The sequence below is a fragment of the Rugamonas violacea genome (assembly GCF_016461825.1).
Taxonomy (GTDB): Bacteria; Pseudomonadota; Gammaproteobacteria; order Burkholderiales; family Burkholderiaceae_D; genus Rugamonas.
The window spans coordinates 1-18,999 of record NZ_JAEMNU010000076.1 but is presented as its reverse complement, the minus strand read 5'-3'; the positions used below and the strand labels follow the sequence as shown (position 1 = coordinate 18,999).

18 protein-coding genes, 1 rRNA gene and 1 riboswitch are annotated in these 18,999 nt (G+C 66.2%); of the genes, 2 read left to right on the top strand and 17 right to left on the bottom strand.

From position 1 onward, the window contains the following. Positions 1 to 84: ribosomal RNA gene (rrf, locus tag H7U20_RS31095) — 5S ribosomal RNA — on the top strand; the annotation flags it as partial. 172 nt (positions 85 to 256) lie between these two features. On the opposite strand, the gene H7U20_RS14630 is transcribed toward rrf, so the two are convergent. Then, the gene (locus H7U20_RS14630) at positions 257 to 1,018 is read right to left on the bottom strand and encodes a PEP-CTERM sorting domain-containing protein (RefSeq protein WP_199759884.1); all 762 of its coding nucleotides are present in this window, start codon (positions 1,016 to 1,018) and stop codon (positions 257 to 259) included. A gap of 212 nt (positions 1,019 to 1,230) precedes the next feature. After that, a complete protein-coding gene (locus H7U20_RS14625; protein WP_199759883.1) occupies positions 1,231 to 2,637 on the bottom strand; it encodes a DHA2 family efflux MFS transporter permease subunit in 1,407 nt (468 codons plus the stop codon). A gap of 161 nt (positions 2,638 to 2,798) precedes the next feature. Here H7U20_RS14625 and H7U20_RS14620 point away from each other — a divergent pair, with 161 nt between their 5' ends. Beyond that, a complete protein-coding gene (locus H7U20_RS14620) occupies positions 2,799 to 4,538 on the top strand; it encodes an alkaline phosphatase D family protein (protein WP_233410765.1) in 1,740 nt (579 codons plus the stop codon). A gap of 17 nt (positions 4,539 to 4,555) precedes the next feature. On the opposite strand, the gene bluB is transcribed toward H7U20_RS14620, so the two are convergent. From bluB to H7U20_RS30305, 15 genes are all read right to left on the bottom strand, one after another. After that, positions 4,556 to 5,206, bottom strand: coding sequence for a 5,6-dimethylbenzimidazole synthase (bluB, locus tag H7U20_RS14615; RefSeq protein WP_199759882.1), 651 nt, complete (start codon positions 5,204 to 5,206; stop codon positions 4,556 to 4,558). Then, positions 5,203 to 6,663 carry a cobyric acid synthase gene (locus tag H7U20_RS14610; protein ID WP_199759881.1) on the bottom strand — a complete coding sequence of 487 codons (1,461 nt, stop codon included), beginning with the start codon at positions 6,661 to 6,663 and terminating at the stop codon, positions 5,203 to 5,205. Before H7U20_RS14610 ends, bluB begins: the two co-directional genes overlap by 4 nt. 55 nt (positions 6,664 to 6,718) lie before the next feature. Further along, positions 6,719 to 7,597, bottom strand: coding sequence for a cobalamin-binding protein (locus H7U20_RS14605; RefSeq protein ID WP_199759880.1), 879 nt, complete (start codon positions 7,595 to 7,597; stop codon positions 6,719 to 6,721). Beyond that, on the bottom strand, positions 7,594 to 8,580 hold the full coding sequence (gene cobD / locus H7U20_RS14600) for a threonine-phosphate decarboxylase CobD (RefSeq protein ID WP_199759879.1): 987 nt from the start codon (positions 8,578 to 8,580) through the stop codon (positions 7,594 to 7,596). The genes H7U20_RS14605 and cobD overlap by 4 nt, the downstream gene beginning before the upstream one ends. Further along, positions 8,573 to 9,556, bottom strand: a complete 984-nt coding sequence (locus tag H7U20_RS14595) for a CobD/CbiB family cobalamin biosynthesis protein (RefSeq protein WP_199759878.1) — start codon at positions 9,554 to 9,556, stop codon at positions 8,573 to 8,575. Before H7U20_RS14595 ends, cobD begins: the two co-directional genes overlap by 8 nt. Then, positions 9,550 to 10,107 (bottom strand): bifunctional adenosylcobinamide kinase/adenosylcobinamide-phosphate guanylyltransferase, encoded by a 558-nt coding sequence (cobU, locus tag H7U20_RS14590; protein WP_199759877.1) that lies wholly within the window; start codon positions 10,105 to 10,107, stop codon positions 9,550 to 9,552. Before cobU ends, H7U20_RS14595 begins: the two co-directional genes overlap by 7 nt. Beyond that, a complete protein-coding gene (locus H7U20_RS14585) occupies positions 10,104 to 11,417 on the bottom strand; it encodes a cobyrinate a,c-diamide synthase (protein WP_199759876.1) in 1,314 nt (437 codons plus the stop codon). Before H7U20_RS14585 ends, cobU begins: the two co-directional genes overlap by 4 nt. Next, positions 11,411 to 12,061, bottom strand: a complete 651-nt coding sequence (gene cobO / locus H7U20_RS14580; RefSeq protein WP_199759875.1) for a cob(I)yrinic acid a,c-diamide adenosyltransferase — start codon at positions 12,059 to 12,061, stop codon at positions 11,411 to 11,413. The genes H7U20_RS14585 and cobO overlap by 7 nt, the downstream gene beginning before the upstream one ends. Continuing rightward, the gene (locus tag H7U20_RS14575) at positions 12,058 to 12,831 is read right to left on the bottom strand and encodes an ABC transporter ATP-binding protein (protein ID WP_199759874.1); all 774 of its coding nucleotides are present in this window, start codon (positions 12,829 to 12,831) and stop codon (positions 12,058 to 12,060) included. The genes cobO and H7U20_RS14575 overlap by 4 nt, the downstream gene beginning before the upstream one ends. Position 12,832: 1 nt before the next feature. Continuing rightward, positions 12,833 to 13,855, bottom strand: a complete 1,023-nt coding sequence (locus tag H7U20_RS14570; protein ID WP_199759873.1) for a FecCD family ABC transporter permease — start codon at positions 13,853 to 13,855, stop codon at positions 12,833 to 12,835. Positions 13,856 to 13,934: 79 nt separating this feature from the next. Beyond that, on the bottom strand, positions 13,935 to 15,809 hold the full coding sequence (locus tag H7U20_RS14565; protein ID WP_199759872.1) for a TonB-dependent receptor domain-containing protein: 1,875 nt from the start codon (positions 15,807 to 15,809) through the stop codon (positions 13,935 to 13,937). A 133-nt stretch (positions 15,810 to 15,942) separates the two neighbouring features. Then, a riboswitch (cobalamin riboswitch) is annotated at positions 15,943 to 16,162 on the bottom strand. Positions 16,163 to 16,228: 66 nt separating this feature from the next. Beyond that, on the bottom strand, positions 16,229 to 16,768 hold the full coding sequence (locus H7U20_RS14560; protein WP_199759871.1) for a histidine phosphatase family protein: 540 nt from the start codon (positions 16,766 to 16,768) through the stop codon (positions 16,229 to 16,231). Between the two features lie 25 nt (positions 16,769 to 16,793). Beyond that, positions 16,794 to 17,573 carry an adenosylcobinamide-GDP ribazoletransferase gene (locus H7U20_RS14555; protein WP_199759870.1) on the bottom strand — a complete coding sequence of 260 codons (780 nt, stop codon included), beginning with the start codon at positions 17,571 to 17,573 and terminating at the stop codon, positions 16,794 to 16,796. A 9-nt stretch (positions 17,574 to 17,582) separates the two neighbouring features. Then, positions 17,583 to 18,617 carry a nicotinate-nucleotide--dimethylbenzimidazole phosphoribosyltransferase gene (cobT, locus tag H7U20_RS14550; RefSeq protein ID WP_199759869.1) on the bottom strand — a complete coding sequence of 345 codons (1,035 nt, stop codon included), beginning with the start codon at positions 18,615 to 18,617 and terminating at the stop codon, positions 17,583 to 17,585. Positions 18,618 to 18,697: 80 nt separating this feature from the next. Next, positions 18,698 to 18,999, bottom strand: a 302-nt coding sequence (locus tag H7U20_RS30305) for a hypothetical protein (protein WP_233410764.1), incomplete at its 5' end; no start/stop codon positions are given.

Genomic DNA, 18,999 nt, shown 5'->3' with positions numbered 1-18,999 from the left:
CCTTCCCATCCCGAACAGGACCGTGAAACAACTCTGCGCCGATGATAGTGCTGCAACCAGTGTGAAAGTAGGTTATCGTCAGGCTAGTTATATGTAGTAGTGTAAAAACCCCCACCAGCCCGAACGCGCTCAAGACCGCGTTCGGTGCAGGTGGGGGTTTTTTCCGTTTTAAGCTTCGGATGTATAAAAATACAGATGAAAAAAACCGCCGCAGGGAAGTTCCCCCTGTGACGGCGGCTTCTCGTATCTTTTTGGATCAGCTGCGCTGCGCGCGACGACGCGCGGCGCCTCCAATCAGCAACAAACCAGCACCCAACATCAGGTAGCTTGTCGGTTCTGGAACTGCGCTCACATGGGCTAGGGCGTAAGCACCAATATAGGCCTGGCCATTGAATGTCTGTGCCAGATTATTCGCGTATTCCACTTCGAAATTTTCAGTGAATGAGTTGGTCGCACCGGATGGCAGACTCGATACGGAGCGGCCATAGGATTTATTCGCGATCGACATGCTGACGCCCGCACCATTGTAATAGCCGGGATTGGGGTCATAGACACCAGTGGCGCTCGCGCTAGCGGTGCCAAAGAAAACCAGTTTGGTATTCGCCGACAGTTTGAAGTCCATGCTGGTCCCCGCATCGCTACGGAAGTAGCCGGCACCGGTCAGAAAACCGCTGGCCGCATACTGCAACGGGGATATTTTGGACCGGGTTTCGCTGTTGTCATAGGCTGAGCCAGCCGCGATATCGGATGGGTACTCGAAGGCAAAATTGACGCCCTCAAATCCACCACCGCCGCATTCGCACGCTTGGGAAAAGGTTTCCGAGAATACACCGCTAAACGTGACGGTTGGCGCGACACCGTCGTTCGCATCCAAATCGACCAGTCGGAAACCGAAATGACTGATTGACGACGTATTGTTAAGGACGACATCTCCACTGGCATGGGCAGAGGTCCCTGCGCTCATCAATACGGTGCTGGCGGCAATCGCAAGCGCTCTGGAAAGTTTGTTAATTTTCATGAACTCGTCCAAAAAAGTGAATAGTGTGACGAATCTAGCACGATATTATCCATTTGGAAATATGATTTTTAAGTAAATCTTAATTCAAGTGTTATTCCAAGTATATTGACTGTAGATGTGAAATCAAGGCCGTGGGCAATTTGATAAGTATGGCTCGACATCGCGTTTCAGCCGGTGTGGGAACGCCGGCCAGCAGACCAGACGCCGCTCACTTATGCGGCGGTGCCCCCTTTGCTGATGCTCTCGCCATCCTCCTTGCGTAGGGTCCAGAACGTGAGCGAGGATAGGATGGTTATCACGGCCAAGGTTAAAAACGCATGGTGCAAAGCGCTGGTCAGGGCCAGGCGGTTGGATTGCGGCAGGTCGGCCAGATACCAGCCGGTGATCAGCGAGCCGCAGGCCAGGCCGAAGCTCATCGATAATTGCTGCATCGAACTGGCGATGGTGCTGGCCATGCTGGAGTCGGCCTTGTCGACGTCGGCGTAGGCGATGCTGTTCATGCTGGAAAACTGCAGCGAATTAAAGAAGCCCAGGCACAGGCTGATCATCACGATCGCATAGATGGACGTGCCCTGCTGCACGAAGGAATACAGGCTGATGGTCAGCCCGATCAGCACCGTGTTGACGATCAATACTTGGCGATAGCCGAACTTGCCCAGTAAGCGGGAGGCGATGAACTTCATCCCCATCGCCGCCGCCGCCGACGGCATCATCAACAAGCCTGATTGCCAGGCTGGCAGTCCCAGCCCCAATTGATACAACAAGGGCAGCAGGAAAGGCAGGCCGCCGACGCCGAGGCGGGTCAGGAAGCCGCCGCTGACCGAGACGCGGAAGGTGCGGATGCGGAACAAGGCCAGCCGCAGCAAGGGATGTTGCGCGTCGTTGGCGTGCCATACATAAGCGCCCAGCAGGCTGCCGGCGATCAGCAGCAGCACCGCCGCCGAGGTCAGATCGATTTTGTGCTCGCCGAAGATCTCCAGCATCCACGAAAGCAGGGCGATGCCGGTGCCGAACAACACCAGGCCGATCAGGTCGAGCGGGCGCTGTTCGTCGCTCTTATAGTCGGGCATGAAGCGATGTGCCAGGAAGATCGCGGCCAGGCCGACGGGCACGTTGACGAAGAAGATCTCGCGCCAGGACATCCAGTGCACGATCAGACCGCCCACCGTTGGCCCGAGCAGGGGGCCGATCAAGGCCGGGATGATCACGAAGTTCATCGCCGACAGTAGCTCGGCCTTGGGGAAGGTGCGGATGATGGTGATGCGCCCGACCGGCATCATCATCGCGGCGCCAAAGCCCTGCAGCAGGCGGGCGGCGACCAGCATCGGCGAATTCACCGACAGGCCGCACAGAATCGAGGCCAATGTGAAGATCGCCACCGCCGCCATGAAGACGCGCCGGGTGCCGTAGCGGTCGGCCATCCAGCCGCTGACCGGGATCGACACCGCCAGGCTGAGAATATAGCTGGTGACCACGGCCTTCAGGCTCAGTGGCGTCACCTGCAGGCTGGCGGCCATGCTGGGAATGGCGGTGTTGACGATGGTGGAGTCGAGCTGCTCCATGAACAGGGCGGTGGCGACCACCCAGGGAAGGTAACTCTTGGTGCGGGAACTAGTCATGTTGGAGCACGGGCCCAGGTGGTGCGCGCGGCACAATGACTCCGATTGTCACACAAAAAAAATCCGCGTGTCGGCGCCGCCACATCCGTGCCGCCGGCGTCACGCTGCCGTCACACCCAAGGCGTAATGTGCCTCACATTGCCACGGCTGATGGAGCGCACATGGACCCGACATCGTTGACCTCGTCCCAAGCGGACCCGCAGCGGCGCGACTTCATGCGCCAGCTCTACGGCGGCGCCCTGTTCGGCGCGACCGCATTGGGCATCAACGCCTGCAGCAGCACGGCGGGCAGTCTGGGCGAGGCTGGTCCGGCCGCCTTCCTGCATGGCGTGGCCAGCGGCGATCCCTTGCGCGACCGGGTGATCCTGTGGACCAGGGTCACGCCGCGCCATCCGGACGCCGCCGGCGAGATCGCCGTGCGTTGGCAGATGGCGACCGATCCGGCGATGCAACTGCTGGTCGCCTCGGGCGCCACGCTCACCTCGGCGCGCCAGGACTTCACCGTGAAGGTCGACGCCGACGGACTGCTGCCGGGCCATGTGTACTATTACCAGTTCGCTGTCGACGGCGCCAAGTCGCCGGTCGGCCGCAGCAAGACGCTGGCCGGGGCGGACGCGCGCCAGGTAAGGTTGGCGGTGTTCTCTTGTTCGAACTACCCGGCCGGTTTTTTCAACGTCTACGCCGACGCGGCACGGCAGGACAACATCGACGCCGCGCTGCACATCGGCGACTACATCTACGAGTACGAAAGCACCGGCTACGCCTGCGCCAACGCCGCCGCGCTGGGTCGCGTGTCCGAGCCGCGCGGCCTGCTGCTACAGCTGGACGACTATCGCCGCCGCTATGCGCAGTATCGCAGCGACCCGGATCTGCAGGCGCTGCATGCGGCGCTGCCGTTCATCGTCGTGTGGGACGATCACGAGTTCGCCGACGACACCTGGCGCGACGGCTCGGCCGACCACAAGAGCACGCGCCTTGGTCCGTTCTCGCTGCGGCGGGCGGCGGCGGTGCGGGCGTATCACGAGTGGCTGCCGATCCGCGCGCCGGAGCCGGCCCGGCCGGAGCGTATTTATCGATCGTTCGATTTCGGCGGCGTGCTGTCGCTGCACATGCTCGACACCCGCCTGATCGGCCGCGACCAGCAGTTGATGATGTCGTCCTACTACGATGAGGACGAGGAGTTCGACGCGGAGAAATACAAGCAGGACGTCTGTTCGCCGCGCCGCCAGATGATGGGCGCCGAACAAATGCGCTGGCTCGAAGGCCAGGTGCAGGCCTCGCGCGCGCGCTGGCAGATGCTGGGGCAGCAGGTGTTGATGGCGCGGATGGAGTATCCCACCGCCGTGGCGCTGGGGGAGTGCAACTGCACCGAATTCAGCGCCCTCAAACAGCGCGCCGGCAAGGACCCGGGCGGCATCAGCGCGCTGCAGAAGTCCAGGCTTGCCGGCTCGTCCTTGCCCTGCTATCTGGATTCCTGGGATGGCTACCAGCACGACCGCGAGCAGGTGTTCGCCATGATGCAGAGGCACCGCAAGAACCTGGTGGTGCTGGCCGGCGACACCCACAACGCCTGGGCCAGCGATCTGCACGACGCGGCGGGGCGCCAGGTGGGCGTGGAGTTCGCCACGGCCTCGGTGTCGTCGCCGGGCATGGAGGGCGCCTATCCGGACCGCGATCCCGAGGATGTGGCCAGCATGATGGTCGACCTGATCGAGCCGCTGTACTACGCGCAAACCAGCAAGCGCGGCTACATGATCGTCACCGCCAGCCACGAACAGATGCGCTGCGACTGGCGCTTTGTCGACACGGTGCTGAGCCGGCAGTTCAGCGCCGCGACGGAGCGCAGCCTGCGCACGCTGGCCGGGCCGGGCAACCGCAGGATCGTCGAGTGCCATGCCTGAGCCCGAGCCAAGGTCGACTACGTGTCGGCGCCCCAGCTATCCACATACATGACCTCGGCGACGGGACGGCGCTTGTCCCAGCGCTCCAGCTCCAGCATCGGCGCCGTGTAGAACTCGTCCACCTGGCCGACGCAAAGCACGGCGATCGGCTGGCTGCCCTCGGGCATGGCGCACAACTGGCGCAGCTGCCGGGGATCGAACATCGATACCCAGCCGACGCCGATGCCCTCGGCGCGCGCCGCCAGCCAAAAATTTTGCAACGCGCAGGCGGCCGAGGCCAGGTCCATCTCCGGCATGGTGCGGCGGCCGAAGACGAAGTTCTCGCGCTGGTCCATCAAGCCGACCACCAGCACCTCGGCGCAGCTCAGGATGCCCTCTACCTTCAGCTGCATGAACTCGTCGGCGCGCTGGCCCAGCGCCTGCGCCGTCAGGATGCGCTCGTCGTTGACGTGGCGGTGGATGGCGCCGCGCAGCGTGGGATTGAGGATGCGGATGAAGCGCCACGGCTGCATCAGTCCCACGCTCGGTCCGTTGTGGGCGGCGCCGATGAAGCGCTCCAGCTGCCCCGCTTCCAGCGGCCCCGGTTTGAAGTGGCGCACGTCGCGCCGCTCGCGAATGGCGCGGTAGACGCCGCCGATTTCCTGGTCCGAATAGGCGTGCCGGTTCATGCCGCCTGGTCTTTCAGCGTGAGCGCGATCAGTGAATCGAGCAGCGGCTGGGCGGCGTCGGCGATGCGTTCCAGGCTGGCCTCGCGCAGCTGCGCCGTGTCGACGCTGTGCGTGGAGTGCAGGCCGGCCCAGCGCAGCAGGGCGGCGCCGGCTTGCGGCGTGTCGAACAGACCGTGCAGATAGGTGCCGAGGATCTGTCCGTCGGCCGAGCGCGCGCCTTCGGGCCTGCCGTCGATGCGGAAAGCCGGAATGTCGAGCGCGGCGCCGCTGGAGGTGCCCATGTGGATTTCGTAGCCGCTGACGCTGGCCTCGGCGAAGGCGCATTCGCCGCTGACTTGCACCAGGCGTTTGTCCGGTGTCATCTCGGTGTCCATGTCGAGCAGGCCGAGGGCGGGCGAAACGCCGGCCGCGCCTTCGATGCCGTGCGGGTCGGTGACGCTGCGGCCCAGCATCTGGAAGCCGCCGCAGATGCCGATCACCTTGCCGCCGTAACGCAGGTGTTTTTCGATCGCCGCCGGCCAGCCCTGCGCGCGCAACCATTCCAGGTCGCCGCGCGTGTTCTTGCTGCCGGGGAGGATGATCAGGTCGGCCGGCGGGATCGCCTCGCCTTGGCGGACGAAGCGCAGGTCGACCTCCGGGTGGGCGCGCAAGGCGTCGAAGTCGGTATGGTTGCTCATGCGCGGCAGGCTGGGCACGGCGATGCGGAAGGCACCGCGCGAGGCCTGCACCGGCTGCACCGCGTCCTCGGCGTCGAGGAACAGGCCGTGCAGATAAGGCAGCACAGCCAGCACCGGCTTGCCGGTCTGCTGCTCCAGCCAGTCCAGGCCGGGTTGCAGCAGCGAGAGGTCGCCACGGAAGCGGTTGATGACGAAGCCGATGGTGCGTTTGCGCTCGCTCTCGGACAGGCAGGACAGGGTGCCGACGATGTGGGCGAACACGCCGCCACGGTCGATGTCGGCCACCAGTATCACCGGGCAGTCGATCTCCTCGGCGAAGCCCATGTTGGCGATGTCGCGCTCGCGCAGATTGATCTCGGCCGGGCTGCCGGCACCTTCGACGATGATACTGTCGTACTGGGTCAGCAGGCGCTGGTGCGATTCGAGCACGGCTTGCATCGCGACAGTCTTGTACTGGTGGTAGTCGCGTGCGTTCATCTCGGCGCGCACCTTGCCGTGGATGATGACCTGGGCGCCGACGTCGCTCGACGGTTTGAGCAGCACCGGATTCATGTCGGTGTGCGGCGCCAGTCCGGCGGCGATGGCCTGCAACGCCTGGGCGCGGCCGATTTCGCCGCCATCGGCGGTGACGGCGCTGTTGAGCGCCATGTTCTGTGGCTTGAACGGCGCCACGCGCACGCCGCCGCGCTTGAGCAGGCGGCACAGGGCGGCCACCACGGTGCTTTTGCCGGCGTCGGAAGTGGTCCCCTGCACCATCAGGGTCGAGTAGGGGAAGTTCATGCGTTTGCCTGCTCCTGGCGCATGGTGAAGCGGGCGATGCGTGGGTAGTGATTCATCATTTCTTTCGGTGCTGGCGCGCCAGCTCAAGTTTTTCGCACAGGGCGGCGGTGCCGGCGACCATGCGTGGTCCGGCGCGGTTGAGTAGTTCGCCGTTCAGCGTGAACAGGTTGTCGTTGCGGACCGCTTTCATCGTCGAGTAGGGTTTCCATAGGTTGACGCCGCCGTAGTTCTTTTCGGACGTGCCGAAGATCGCCTCGGGATCCTCTTGCAGCACCGCCTCGATGCTGACCACCGGCGCCGTCACCTTCAGCTTGGCGAAGATATTCTCGCCGCCGCACAAGCGGATCGCATCGCTGACGATGTGCGTGCCGTTGAGGGTATAGAGCGGTTTGTCCCACACCTGGTAGAACATGCGCACCGGCGGCCGGCTGGCGTATTGTTTGGTCAACGCGGCGAGCTGCTGGCGCAGGTCCGCCGCCGCCGCTTGCGCCACCGTCTCGGTGCCCATCAACTGGCCGAGGCGCAGCAGGCTGTCGGCAATGCCGTCGAGCTTCTGCGGCTCGCTGTGGAAAAGCGGGATGTTCAGTTGGCGCAGGGTGTCGATCTGACGTTCGGAGCTGCCGTGCATCCAGACCACGATCAGATCGGGCTTCATGGCGATGACGCGCTCCATGTCGACCTGGCGGTTGTCGCCGACGCTCGGAATCTTCTTGGCCGCCTCGGGGAAGTCGCTATAGGTGACGACGCCGACGATGTGCTCGGCGCCGCCGGCGGCGAACAGCATCTCGGTGACGTGCGGCGCCATGGCGATGATGCGCCGCGCCGGCTTGGCTAGCGTGACCGCGTTGCCGTCGTCGTCGCGCACGGTGATGGCGGCGCTGGCGCCGGCGTGGGCGGTGTAGAGCAGCGCCAATGCGCAGAGGAGTTGGTTCATGTCGCTTCCTTGGTCCATTCGGTGAGTGCCAGGTGCAGTCGCCGCCAGGCGGCTTCGTCGGGCGGCAGGCCGAGGCGGATGCCGCGCGCGGCTTGCTGGAACAGGCGTACCCAGATGCCGCGTTCGGCCATGTGCCGCCAAAACTGTTCGGCGCGCGGTTCGGGCCACCATTGGAACAGGGCGCAGCCGCTGGCGTCGATGTGGTGCTCGACCAGCAGGCGCTGCAGGCGCGTGCCGCTGTGGTTCAATTGCTGGCGCATGGCGGACTGCCAGGCGCGGTCGCGCAGTGCCGCCAGCGCGATGTCCTGCGCCGGGCCGCTGACGCTCCAGGGGCCGAGCAGGTCGGCCAGTTCGCTCAGCAGCGTCGGCCGGGCGGCGACAAAGCCGAGCCGCACGCCGGCCAGGCCGAAGAATTTGCCGACCGAGCGCAATACGATCAGGCCGGCCCGGCCGCTATGGGCTGCGACGCTGTTGTCGCGCGTGGTGTCGCCGAAGGCCTCGTCGACCACCAGCCAGCCGCCGCGCGCGGCTAGTTGCGCGGCCCAGCCGAGCAACTGCTGTGGCGGCAGCGTCGCGCCGGTGGGATTGTTCGGATTGCAGACCACCATGACGTCGCAGTCGGGCAGTGCCGCATCCAGTTCGGCGTATGGCACCTGGCGCATGTTGTGGCCGTGACGGCTCCAGTGGTGGGCGTGCTCCGCATAGGACGGCGCCGCCACCACCACGCGCGAGGGCGGCCGCAGACGCGGCAGCGCCTGGATCGCCGCCTGGGTGCCGGCCACCGGCAGCATCAGCGGGGCGTCGTAGTACTCGGCGGCGGCGCGGGCCAGCGCCGGATCGGCTTCCGGCAGGCGGTGCCAGGCATTGTCTGCCAGCGCGGGCACGGGATACCAGTGGGGATTGATGCCGGTCGACAGATCGAGCCAGTCGTCGCGGCCAAAGCGCAGCGTGGCGTCGCGCAGATTGCCGCCATGTTCAAGCATGCATGCCTCCATACAGGTAGACGGCGGCCGCCGCGAGGGTGATACAGGCCAGCCACAGCGCGGTGGTGCCGGCGACCAGGCGCCAGGCGCGGACGATGTCGCCGGCGCGCGCCGCTGTTCCGCTACCCAAGGTGGGACGTAGCTCGACTTCGCCGTCGTACACGGCGGCGCCGCCCAGCTCCAGGCCCAGGGCAGCGGCGCCGCTGGACATCACCGGGCCGGCGTTTGGACTGCTCCAGGTGGGCGCCTGGCTGCGCCAGCATTGCCAGGCGCGGCGTTTGCCGGCCAGCGTAGGCGCCAGCAGCACATAGGACAGCGCGGTCAGCCGCGCAGGGATCAGGTTCAGCAGATCGTCGAGGGGGGNNAGATCGTCGATGCGCGCCGGCGCGCAGCCGAAATCGTTGAAGCGCGCGTTGCGGTAGCCCCACATGGCATCGAGCGTGTTCGCCAGGCGGAACAGCAAGGCGCCGGGGCCGCCGGCGATGGCGAACCAGAAGAGGGTGCCGAAGACGGCGTCGTTGCCGTTTTCAAGTAGGGATTCGGCGCTGGCCTTGGCCAGGTCGGCCTCGTTGGCCTGCGCCGTGTCGCGGCTGACGATGCGCGCCGTCAGCAGGCGCGCCTGGGCCAGGTCGCCCTGCGTCAAGGCTTGGGCGATCGGCAGATTGTGGTCGCGCAGGCTGCGCAGGCCGATGCAAAAATACAGTAGCAGGGCGTGCGCGGCCACGGCCGGCGCGCCGCCGGCTTGGAAAATCAGCCAGGCGCTGAGCGCGGTCGGCGGCGCCACGGCCAACGACCAGGCCAGCAGGCCGCGCGCAAAGCGCCAACGTCCCTTGTTCAGACGGCGTTCCAGCGCGTAGGCCAGATTGCCGAAACCGACCAGCGGATGAAAGCGGCGCGCCTCGCCCAGCAGCAGATCAAGCAGCACGCCGGCCAAGAGCAGCAGGGCCGTTTGTGTCAGCGTCAGGCCGATCAGCATGGGCCGCCTTTCAAGTGCAGCGGCAGTCCGGCGGCGATAAAGGTGACGCGGTCGCAGGCGGCGGCGATGGCCTGGTTCAGGCGGCCCGCCTCGTCGGTGAAGCAGCGCGAGATGGCGCCGTAGGGCACGATGCCCATGCCGACCTCGTTCGAGACGAAGATCACGTCACCGGGCAGGGTTGGCAGTAGTTGCAGCAGCTGCGCGCGCTCGCTATGGAAACGCGCCGGCAGGACGATGTCGCCGACGTCCGGATAATCGCCGCCTTCGCTGAACATCAGGTTGGTCAGCCACAAGGTCAGACAGTCGACCAGGATCAGGTTGCTGGCGGTCGAGTGGCGTCGCAGCGTGTCGGCCAGGGCCAGCGTTTCCTCCACGGTGGGCCACTCGGCGGGACGCTGGTCGCGGTGGTGGGCGATGCGCGTCGCCATTTCGCCGTCGCCGGCGCGGGCGGTCGCCAAGTAGATGACTTCCTTGCCGGATTGCGCGGCCAGCCGTTCCGCATGGGCGCTCTTGCCGGAGCGGGCGCCGCCAAACACCAGGGTGTGCGTCATGCCGTGGCGCTCCGCAGGAACAGGGCTGCGGTCGCCGCCGGATTGGACGGGAAGTAGGCGTGGAAGTAGGACGCCGTCAGCGAGCCGACGCGGTACTGCGCCTCGCCCTGCAGGCCGGACGGGTTCTTCACCGAGTGAGCGGCCGGCGCCACGCTGGTCTGCAGTTTGGAGTAGTGGAAGGTGTGGCCGCGCAGCGGGCCGTGTGCGGTGGCGATAGCCTGCGGGCCGAGGCCGGCCAGGCGCGGCTGCATGCTCACGTCGCCCTGTAGCAGGCCGGCCATCGGCCAGGCGGTGCCGCTCTGGTCGGCCAGCGTATCGGCCAGCGCCATCATGCCGCCGCATTCGGCGACGATCGGCAAGCCGGCGGCATGGGCGGCGCGCATCGAGGCTTGCCAGGTGCCGGCCCGCGACAGGGCTTCGGCGTGCAGCTCCGGATAGCCGCCGGGCAGGTAGACGGCGTCGGCTTCGGCCGGCAGCGGCTGGTCGGCCAGCGGCGAGAAGTAGTGCAGTGTCGCGCCGAGTGCGCGCAGCATGTCCAGATTGGCCGGATAGAGGAACATGAAGGCGGTGTCGCGCGCGATGGCGATGGTCTTGCCGGCCAAGGGCGTCGGTTGTTCCGCTGGCGCTGGTGGGACGGCGAGGCGGGTGGTGCGCAGACCGGCCCATGCCGCCTCGTCGAACTCCAGCTGATCGGCCAGCTTGTCGAGCAGGGCGTCGAGGTTGCGCACTTCGTCCGGGACGACCAGGCCGAGATGGCGCTCCGGCAGCGATGCGCTTTGCCGTGGCAGCGTGGCGAACAGGGGAATGTCGCGCATGGCGGCGGCCACCATGGCGGCGTGGCCGCTGCTGGCGACGCGGTTGGCGATGACGCCGGCCATGTCGACCGGGCCGTAGTCGCGCAGGCCGTGCACCAGCGCGCCGGCGGTTTGCGCCATGGCGCTGGCGTCGACCACGGCCATCACCGGTACGCCGAACTCGCGCGCCAGGTCGGCCGAGCAGGGCGTGCCGTCGTACAGGCCCATGACGCCCTCGATCAGGATCACGTCGGCCTCTGCTGCGGCCTGCGCCAACTGGCTGCGGCACTGCTCGGGACCGACCATCCACAAATCGAGTGTGCGCACCGGTGCGCCGCTGGCGCGCTCGAGCAGCATCGGGTCGATGAAGTCGGGGCCGCACTTGAACACGCGCACGCGCTTGCCCAGGCGGACCAACTTGCGTGCCAGCGCCGCCGTGACTGTGGTCTTGCCCTGGCCGGACGAGACGGCGGCCACCAGCAGCACCTGCACGTCGATGTGCGTCGCCGTCACCATTCGGTGCCCGCCTGGGCGCCGATGCCGGCCTTGAAGGCGTGTTTGACGACGGCCATTTCGGTGACCGTGTCGGCGATGGCGACCAGTTCCTCCGGCGCGCCGCGTCCGGTGATGACCACGTGCTGCATGGCCGGCCGTTCGAGCAGGTCGGCGATGACGGCGTGGACGTCGAGGTAGCGGTACTTCAGCGCGATGTTGAGCTCGTCGAGCAGCACCAGGCCGATGCTCGGATCGGCCAGGAAAACGCGCGCCTGCTGCCAGGCCAACTGGGCTTTTTCGATGTCGCGCTCGCGGTTCTGCGTGTCCCAGGTGTAGCCCTCGCCCATGACGTGGAAGCTGACCTCGTCCGGGAAGCGGCGCAGGAATTTCTCCTCGCCGGTCGACAGCGCGCCTTTGATGAACTGCACCACGCCGACCTTCATGCCGTGGCCCATGGCGCGGACCGCCATGCCGAAGCCGCTGGAACTCTTGCCCTTGCCGTTGCCGGTGTTGACCACGATGACGCCGATCGGCTGGTCGTCGGCCGCCGCGATCTGCGCGTCGATGATGGCCTTCTTGCGCTCCATGCGGACACGGTGGCGCTCGTTGATGGCCTGGCTGTCGTGTTGATTGTCGTTCGGGTTGACGCTGTTCTGTTCGCTCATACGATGTCCTCCGAGGGGATGAAGATGCTGCGTTTGCCGTGCTGGATAATGTCGATCGGGTGGCCCAGGCAGTCGCTCAGGATGTCCGCCCGCATGGTCTCGGCCACCGGTCCGGCCAGCCAGCGGCCGTCGCCCATCAGCAGCAGCGCGTGGCTGGAGACGCTGTGCGCCAGCGTGAGGTCGTGGCCGACCATGACGGCGGTTTTGTTTTGCTCGCGGCAGAGGCGCGCCAGCAGTCCCATCACGCTGACCTGGTGCGCCAGATCGAGGGCGTTGGCCGGTTCGTCGAGCAGCAGCAGCGGCGTGTCCTGCGCCAGCATGGCGGCGATGGCGACGCGCTGGCGTTCGCCGCCGGACAGGGTGCGCACGTCGCGCGCGGCCATGTCGGCCACCTCCATCGCGGCCAGCGCGTCGAGCGCGATGCGGTGGTCGTCGCTGCCCTCCCAATAGCGGTTGTCGTGGTAGGGGTGGCGCGCCGACAGCACTGTCTCGATGACGCTGTAGGCGAAGGCGTCGCTGCGCGACTGCGCCAGGAAGGCGCGCTGGCGCGCCAGCTCGGTCAGCGGCCAGTCGGCCAGCGCGCGGCCCTGAATGCGTACGCTGCCGGCGTCGGCCGGGTGCAGCCCGGCCAGGGTGCGCAGCAGCGTGCTCTTGCCGGCGCCATTGCGGCCGATCACGCTCCAGCATTGACCAGGCTCGACGCGCCAGTCCAGCTGGGCGACCAGGCGGCGGGCGCCGATGTGCAAGGATAGTTGGTGGGTGCTGAGCATATTATTTGCGTAGACGATGCAGTTGGTACAGGAACACCGGTGTGCCGATCAGCGCGGTGACCACGCCGACCGGCAGCTGCTGGGGTGCCAAGGCGGTGCGCGCCAGCGTGTCGGCCAGCACCAGGAAGGTGCCGCCGGCCAGTGCCGCCGCCGGAATCAGCACGCGGTGGTCCGGCCCGACGGCGAAGCGGCAGGCGTGCGGCACGATCAGGCCGACAAAGCCGATGCTGCCGGCGCTGGTGACGGCGCTGGCGGTGAGCAGGCCGGAACAGAAGAACAGGCCTTTGCGCAGCGGGCCGACCTTGATGCCGAGGGTGGCGGCCGCCTCGGCGTGCAGCGCCATCACGTTCATCGAGCGGGCGCTGCGCAGGGCGAACAGCATGGCGCCGGCCAGCACCACCCAGGGCAGCCAGCGCACCGGGGCGCCGGCCAGATCGCCGATCATCCAGAACACCATCGTGCGCAGGCGGCTTTCCGGCGCGATCGACAGCATCAGCGTGACCACGGCGATGCAGGCGCATTGCAGGATCACGCCGGTCAGCAGCAGCAGGGCGGTGCCGCCCTCGGCGGCGGTGCCGCCCCGCAGGTCGCGCCGCGCCAGCAGGTAGAGGATCATCGAGATGATGACGGCGCCGGCGAAGGCGGCGGCGTCGACCATCCAGGCGGCGCACATGAACATCAGCGCGGCCAGCGCGCCGACCGAGGCGCCGGCCGAGATGCCCAGCACATAGGGGTCGGCCAGCGGATTGCGCAGCAGCGCTTGCATCATGACGCCGGCCAGCGACAGCGCCGCGCCGGTGACGAAGGCGGTCAGCGCGCGGCTGGCGCGCAGGTCGAGCAGGGTGGCGGCCAGCGAGGCGGATTGGCCGCGCAGCAGCTCGCCCAGCGCCGCCGGCATGTCGGCCAGGGGAATGGCGATGGAACCGGTCATGCCGGCCAGCAGGAGGCTGGCGAAGGCGCACAGCAGCAGGATGAGCAAGATCAGGCTGGCGCGCTGTCGCAAGTTGCTGGAGTAGGAGTGCATGTGCTGCTTTCAAAAAGTGGGGACTGCGCCTGCCGGGCGCGATGCTGCTTGGCCCGGCAGGTTACACCAATTGTTGCGCTTACTTGTAGCCGTAGCGGATGCCGGCGAACAGCTTGGCGCCGGACGCCGCGTAGTTGCGCGCCACCTCGTACTGCTTGTCGGCGACGTTGTTCCAGCGGACCAGCGCCGACCAGTCGGCGTTGAAGCGGTAGCTGGCGAACAGATTCACCAGGCCGTAGCCGCCCAGACGGGTCTTGTTGGCGTTGTCGTCGAAACGGTCGCCGGCCAGTTCCAGCTCGACGCCGGCCTTGAGTGGGCCGGCGCTGTAGTCGGCGGCGACGTTGGCGTGCTTCTTCGCACGCCGCGCCAGCGCCTTGCCGGTGCTCTCGTCCTTGGCGTCCAGCAGGTCGAGATTGCCGTTCAGGCTAAAGGCGCCGAGCTGGCGGCTGGCCGACAGCGACAGGCCTTCCAGCAGCGCGTGGTTGACGTTGTAGACGCAGGATGGATACTTCTTCGGATCGACCGTGCTGACCAGGCAGGGACTGGTGGTCACCAGTAGATTGGTCAGGCGGTTGTGAAAGTACATGGCGTTCAACTGGGTCGCGCCGGCGCTGTAGTGCAGGCCCAGTTCGGCGTTGCGACCCTCTTCCGGCTTGCTCGATTCGGTGCCGTAGGCCGGGTAGTACAGTTCATTGAAAGTCGGTGCGCGGAAGCTGCTGCCGTAGCTGGCGCTGGCGCGCAGCGCGCCGTTGATGCGGTAAGCGTAGCCGGCCGCGCCGGTGGTTTTGCCACCGTATTGAGAGCTGTCGTCGTTGCGCATGCCGAGGTTGAGCAGGTGGGCGCCGCGCTTCAGGTTGTACGAGGCGGCCAGCGATGTGGTGCTGCGTTCGCGCTCGGTTTCCTTCACCGTGGACTCGACCTGCTCCTTGCGGTGGCCGTACAGCAGTTGCAGCACGTCGGCGCCGACGCGGATGTCGTTCTGCCAGGTGAAGTCGGTTTGTTTGGTGTCGATCTGGCTGCGCTCCTTGGCGGTGGTGCCGGTGGCGTTGAAGGACTTGTCGCGCGCCTCGGACAATTGCACCAGGGAGGACCAGATCGGCAGGATCAGGTTTTTGCTGTACAGCGCCAGGTTTTGCAGCTTTTGCCGCGAGCGCGTGCCGAAGGCCGACTTGCCGCTGTCGTACTGGTAGTCGAGGCGGCTGGCGAGGAACTGTGCGCCCAGCTCGTGGCCCTTGGTCAGTTGCAGGCCGACCTGGCCGGCGGCGTTTTCGCGTTCGTAGCCGTCGCGGTCCGGGTTGTAGGTGCTGCTGGCGGGCAGGGTGGCGGAGAAACCGTCCGATTTCTCCTTGCCGGCGCTGAACGCGTAGCTGATGGCGTGCTCGCCGCCGGTGGCGCCGGAGATGCCGGCATCGGCCTGGCGGGTGTTGTCGCTGCCGTAGCCGGCGAAGGCGCTGAACGCCGGCGCGCCCTGGCCCTTTTTTGTGAAGATCTGGATCACGCCGCCGATGGCGTCGGCGCCGTACAGGGTGCTCAGCGGGCCGTAGACGATTTCAATGTGGTCCACAGCGGTCAGTGGAATGGCGCTCCAGTTGGCCGCGCCGCTGGTGGCCGAGCCGATGCGCACGCCATCGACCAGCACGATGTTCTGATTGCCGTTGGTGCCACGGATGTAGACGGTGGAATTGGTGCCGGGGCCACCGTTGCGGAAGACCTGAATGCCGCGCTGACGCTGCAGCAGGTCGACCAGCGAGCCGGAACCGGATTGGGCGATCTGCTCGGCGTCGATCGACAGCGTATCGCTGATGATGTCGCTGGCCAGTTGCGGCGTGCGCGTGGCGGTAACCAGCACGGTGTTCAGGGCGCTGCTGTTGGCAGTTTGGGCGAGTACGGCAGGAGCGGCCAGAGCCAGCGCCAGCGAGGACAGCGCCGCGTGGCGGGAGACGAAAACGGTCATGATATTTCTTCATTTAGATGCAACCGGCCGACGTCCCCGTGGGCCAGATTGAACAGAGGCGGTGAACCGGAAAGCACAAGCGTGGCCGGCGCCGATGATCCGGGCCGAGTCGTCTTGCGCGCAGCTGGTCCGCACGCTTCCACCTGTTCTGGCCGGTATCCGGGCTTGCAAGTCAGACCACCTTACCTTCCCATGCGGAGCACAGTGGTTGTCAGAGGCAGTTCGTCACAGATTGCGCGACACTTGTTGACCGTTGCGGGGGCAGCACACGCGGGCCGCTGGAGCGGCTTCGTGTTTCCCGTTTAACTGCGCGCCTGGACAGGCGCGCGGGCACCAAAACCCCGCCATTATACATTCGCCGGCCGGCCGGCTTGTGTCGCCGCCATACCGTTGCAAGCGAGGCTGGCGCTGCTCGGCGCTCAGAATTCAAGGGTCAGCGCGCCGCCATAGGCGATCGCGTGCGGCGTGCGGGCCGCCTGCAGGGCGGCGTCGGCCGGGGACAGGCCGGCGTGGCACGCCGCCAGCAGACGGATGGTGCCGGCATGGCAGACCACGATGCTGTCGCCGCTTTGCTGGCGCTGGATGTCGGCATAAAAATCGGCGACGCGGCGCGCCATGTGCAGCACGCTGTCGCCGCCGCCGGGACGGTAGTGGACCAGGTCGGCGGCCCAGGCATCGATCTCGGCGCGGGCTATGTCGTCCCAGCGGCGCATTTCCCAGCTGCCGAAATCCATCTCGACCAGACGCGCGTCGAAGTGCGGCCTGGTGGACGACAAGCGCGTCGCCAGCTCGGCGCAGCGGCGCAGTGGGCTGGAATAGAGGGCGGCGTGGGGCGGCAGCCGGTCCAATTCGGCCCGCACGCGCTCCAGTTCCCCGGAGGCGACGGCCAGGTCGGTGCTGCCGTAGCAGACACCGGCTGCGACCAGTGGCTTGGGGTGGCGTAGCAGGATTAGTCGCATACAAGCCGGTCATCAGCTAGCGACATCAGTGCCAAGCGCCTTGGCCCAGGCTGGCCAGCACACCGAGGTAGAAGATCACCTCGGTGACCTGTTGCACCGCGCCCAGGCAGTCGCCGGTGTAGCCGCCGATGCGGCGCACGCATTTCTGTCCGAGCCAGGCGGTGGCGAGGCCGGCCGCGACGGCAGCGCCGGCGATGGCCTGCCACGACAGCACGCCCGCCGCGACCAGCAGTAACGCGGGCAGCGCGGCGCAAAGCGCGGCGATCAGGAATTCGGCGCTGCTCATCTCCTGCGCCATCGGCTTGGCCTTGCCGTCGGCGCGGGCGTATTCCAGGCGCCAGATCAGCGCCGTCGCCGCCAGGCGCGACAGCGGATGGGCGATGAACAGCGCGGCCAGTGCGGTGGTCGGTGGCAGCAGGGCCAGCGCCACGCATTTGAGCGCCAACAGGCAGACGATGCCGATGGCGCCGTATGCGCCGATGCGCGAGTCTTTCATGATATCGAGTACGCGCTCGCGCGTCATGCCGCCACCGAAGCCGTCGCACATGTCGGCGAAGCCGTCCTCGTGGAAGGCGCCGGTGAGGTAGATGCCGGCAGCCGTCGCCAACACTACGGCCAGCGGCGCTGGAAACAACAGTGCCGCCAGCGCATACACCGCGCCGCAAATGGAGGCGACGACCAGGCCCACCAGCGGGAAGTAGCGCGAGGCATGGTGCAGCCAGCCCGGCTCGAAGCCGACCCAGGTGGGAATCGGCAGTCGGGTAAAGAACTGCAGGGCGATGAAGAACAGGCGGATCTGGTGCATGGCGCGGCCTTACGCGGCTTTTTCGCTGACCTGGGCCGATTCGAATGTCGCCATGTGGTTGAGGAAGTTGACCGACGCATGCAGCAGCGGCAGCGCCAGCGCACAGCCGGTGCCTTCGCCCAGGCGTAGGCCGAGTTGCAGTAGGGGACTGGCGTGCAGATTGGCGAGCATGCGTTTGTGGCCGCTTTCGTCGGAGCAGTGCGAGAAGACGCAGTAGTCGAGGATGGCCGGCTGCAGACGCGCCGCCACCAGCAAGGCGCTGGTGACGATGAAGCCGTCGATCAGCAGGACCATGCGCCGCTCGGCCGCCTTCAGCATGGCACCGGCCATCATGGCGATTTCCAGTCCGCCGAAGGTGGCCAGCACATCGAGCGGCTCGGTTGCCGAGGCGTGGCGTGTCACCGCCGCTTCGATCACGCGCTGTTTATGGCGGATGCCGTCCGACGACAAGCCGGTGCCGGCGCCGACGCAGTCGGCGACCGCAATGCCGGTGAGTTTGTGCATCAGCGCGGCGGCGGCCGTGGTGTTGCCGATGCCCATTTCGCCGAAACCGAGCACGTTGGCGTCGAGTTCGGCGACCAGCGCCATGCCGCTGGCCAGCGCGGCCGCGCAAATCTGTCGGCTCATCGCCGGCTGTTGTGCGAAATTCTGTGTGCCCTTGGCCAGCTTGCGGTCGATCAGTCCGTCGCGCGGGCCGAAGTCGTGATTTACGCCGGCGTCGATGATATGCAGCGCGCAGTTGTTCTGCTGGGCGAAGACGTTGATGGCGGCGCCCTTGGCCAGGAAGTTCTCCACCATCTGCCAGGTGACATCCTGGGGATAGGCCGAGATGCCCTCGGCCACTACGCCGTGGTCGCCGGCGAACACCATAATGGCCGGCTGGTGCAGGGCAATCTTACTGGTCTGCTGGATCAAGCCGATCTGCTTCGCCAGCGACTCCAATACGCCGAGACTGCCGAGTGGCTTGGTCTTGTTGTTGATGGCCTGGTCAAGCGAGGCGGCCAGTACATCGTTGCTGGTTGCTGCGATAGTTGGGATGGACATGGCGGACTATATATATAGAGGAGAAGGGGAGGGAATGATGGCCGCTACGATAGCACAGAGATTAATCCCGATAATCCTTGTCAGCCCCCTAGGCCTTTGCTATAGTTCGCCTCCCCGCAAAACGGAGCGCGCAAATGACCGCGGCGCAGAGTGAAACGGGGAAAGTTTTTTAGCGCAATGCGCGGAAAAACGGGGTTGACGAAATGGCCGAAACGCTGCATACTCTTCCTTCTTCGCAACTGACAAACAAAACGCTTTGTCAAGGGTTCAAAGCCCGGTTGCAGGCAGCACCGAATCAGTTCTTTAACAATTAACAGTCGATAAGTGTGGATGTTTGATGAAAGTGCGGCGGTCTCTTCGGAGGCCGTAAAACTTAAAATAT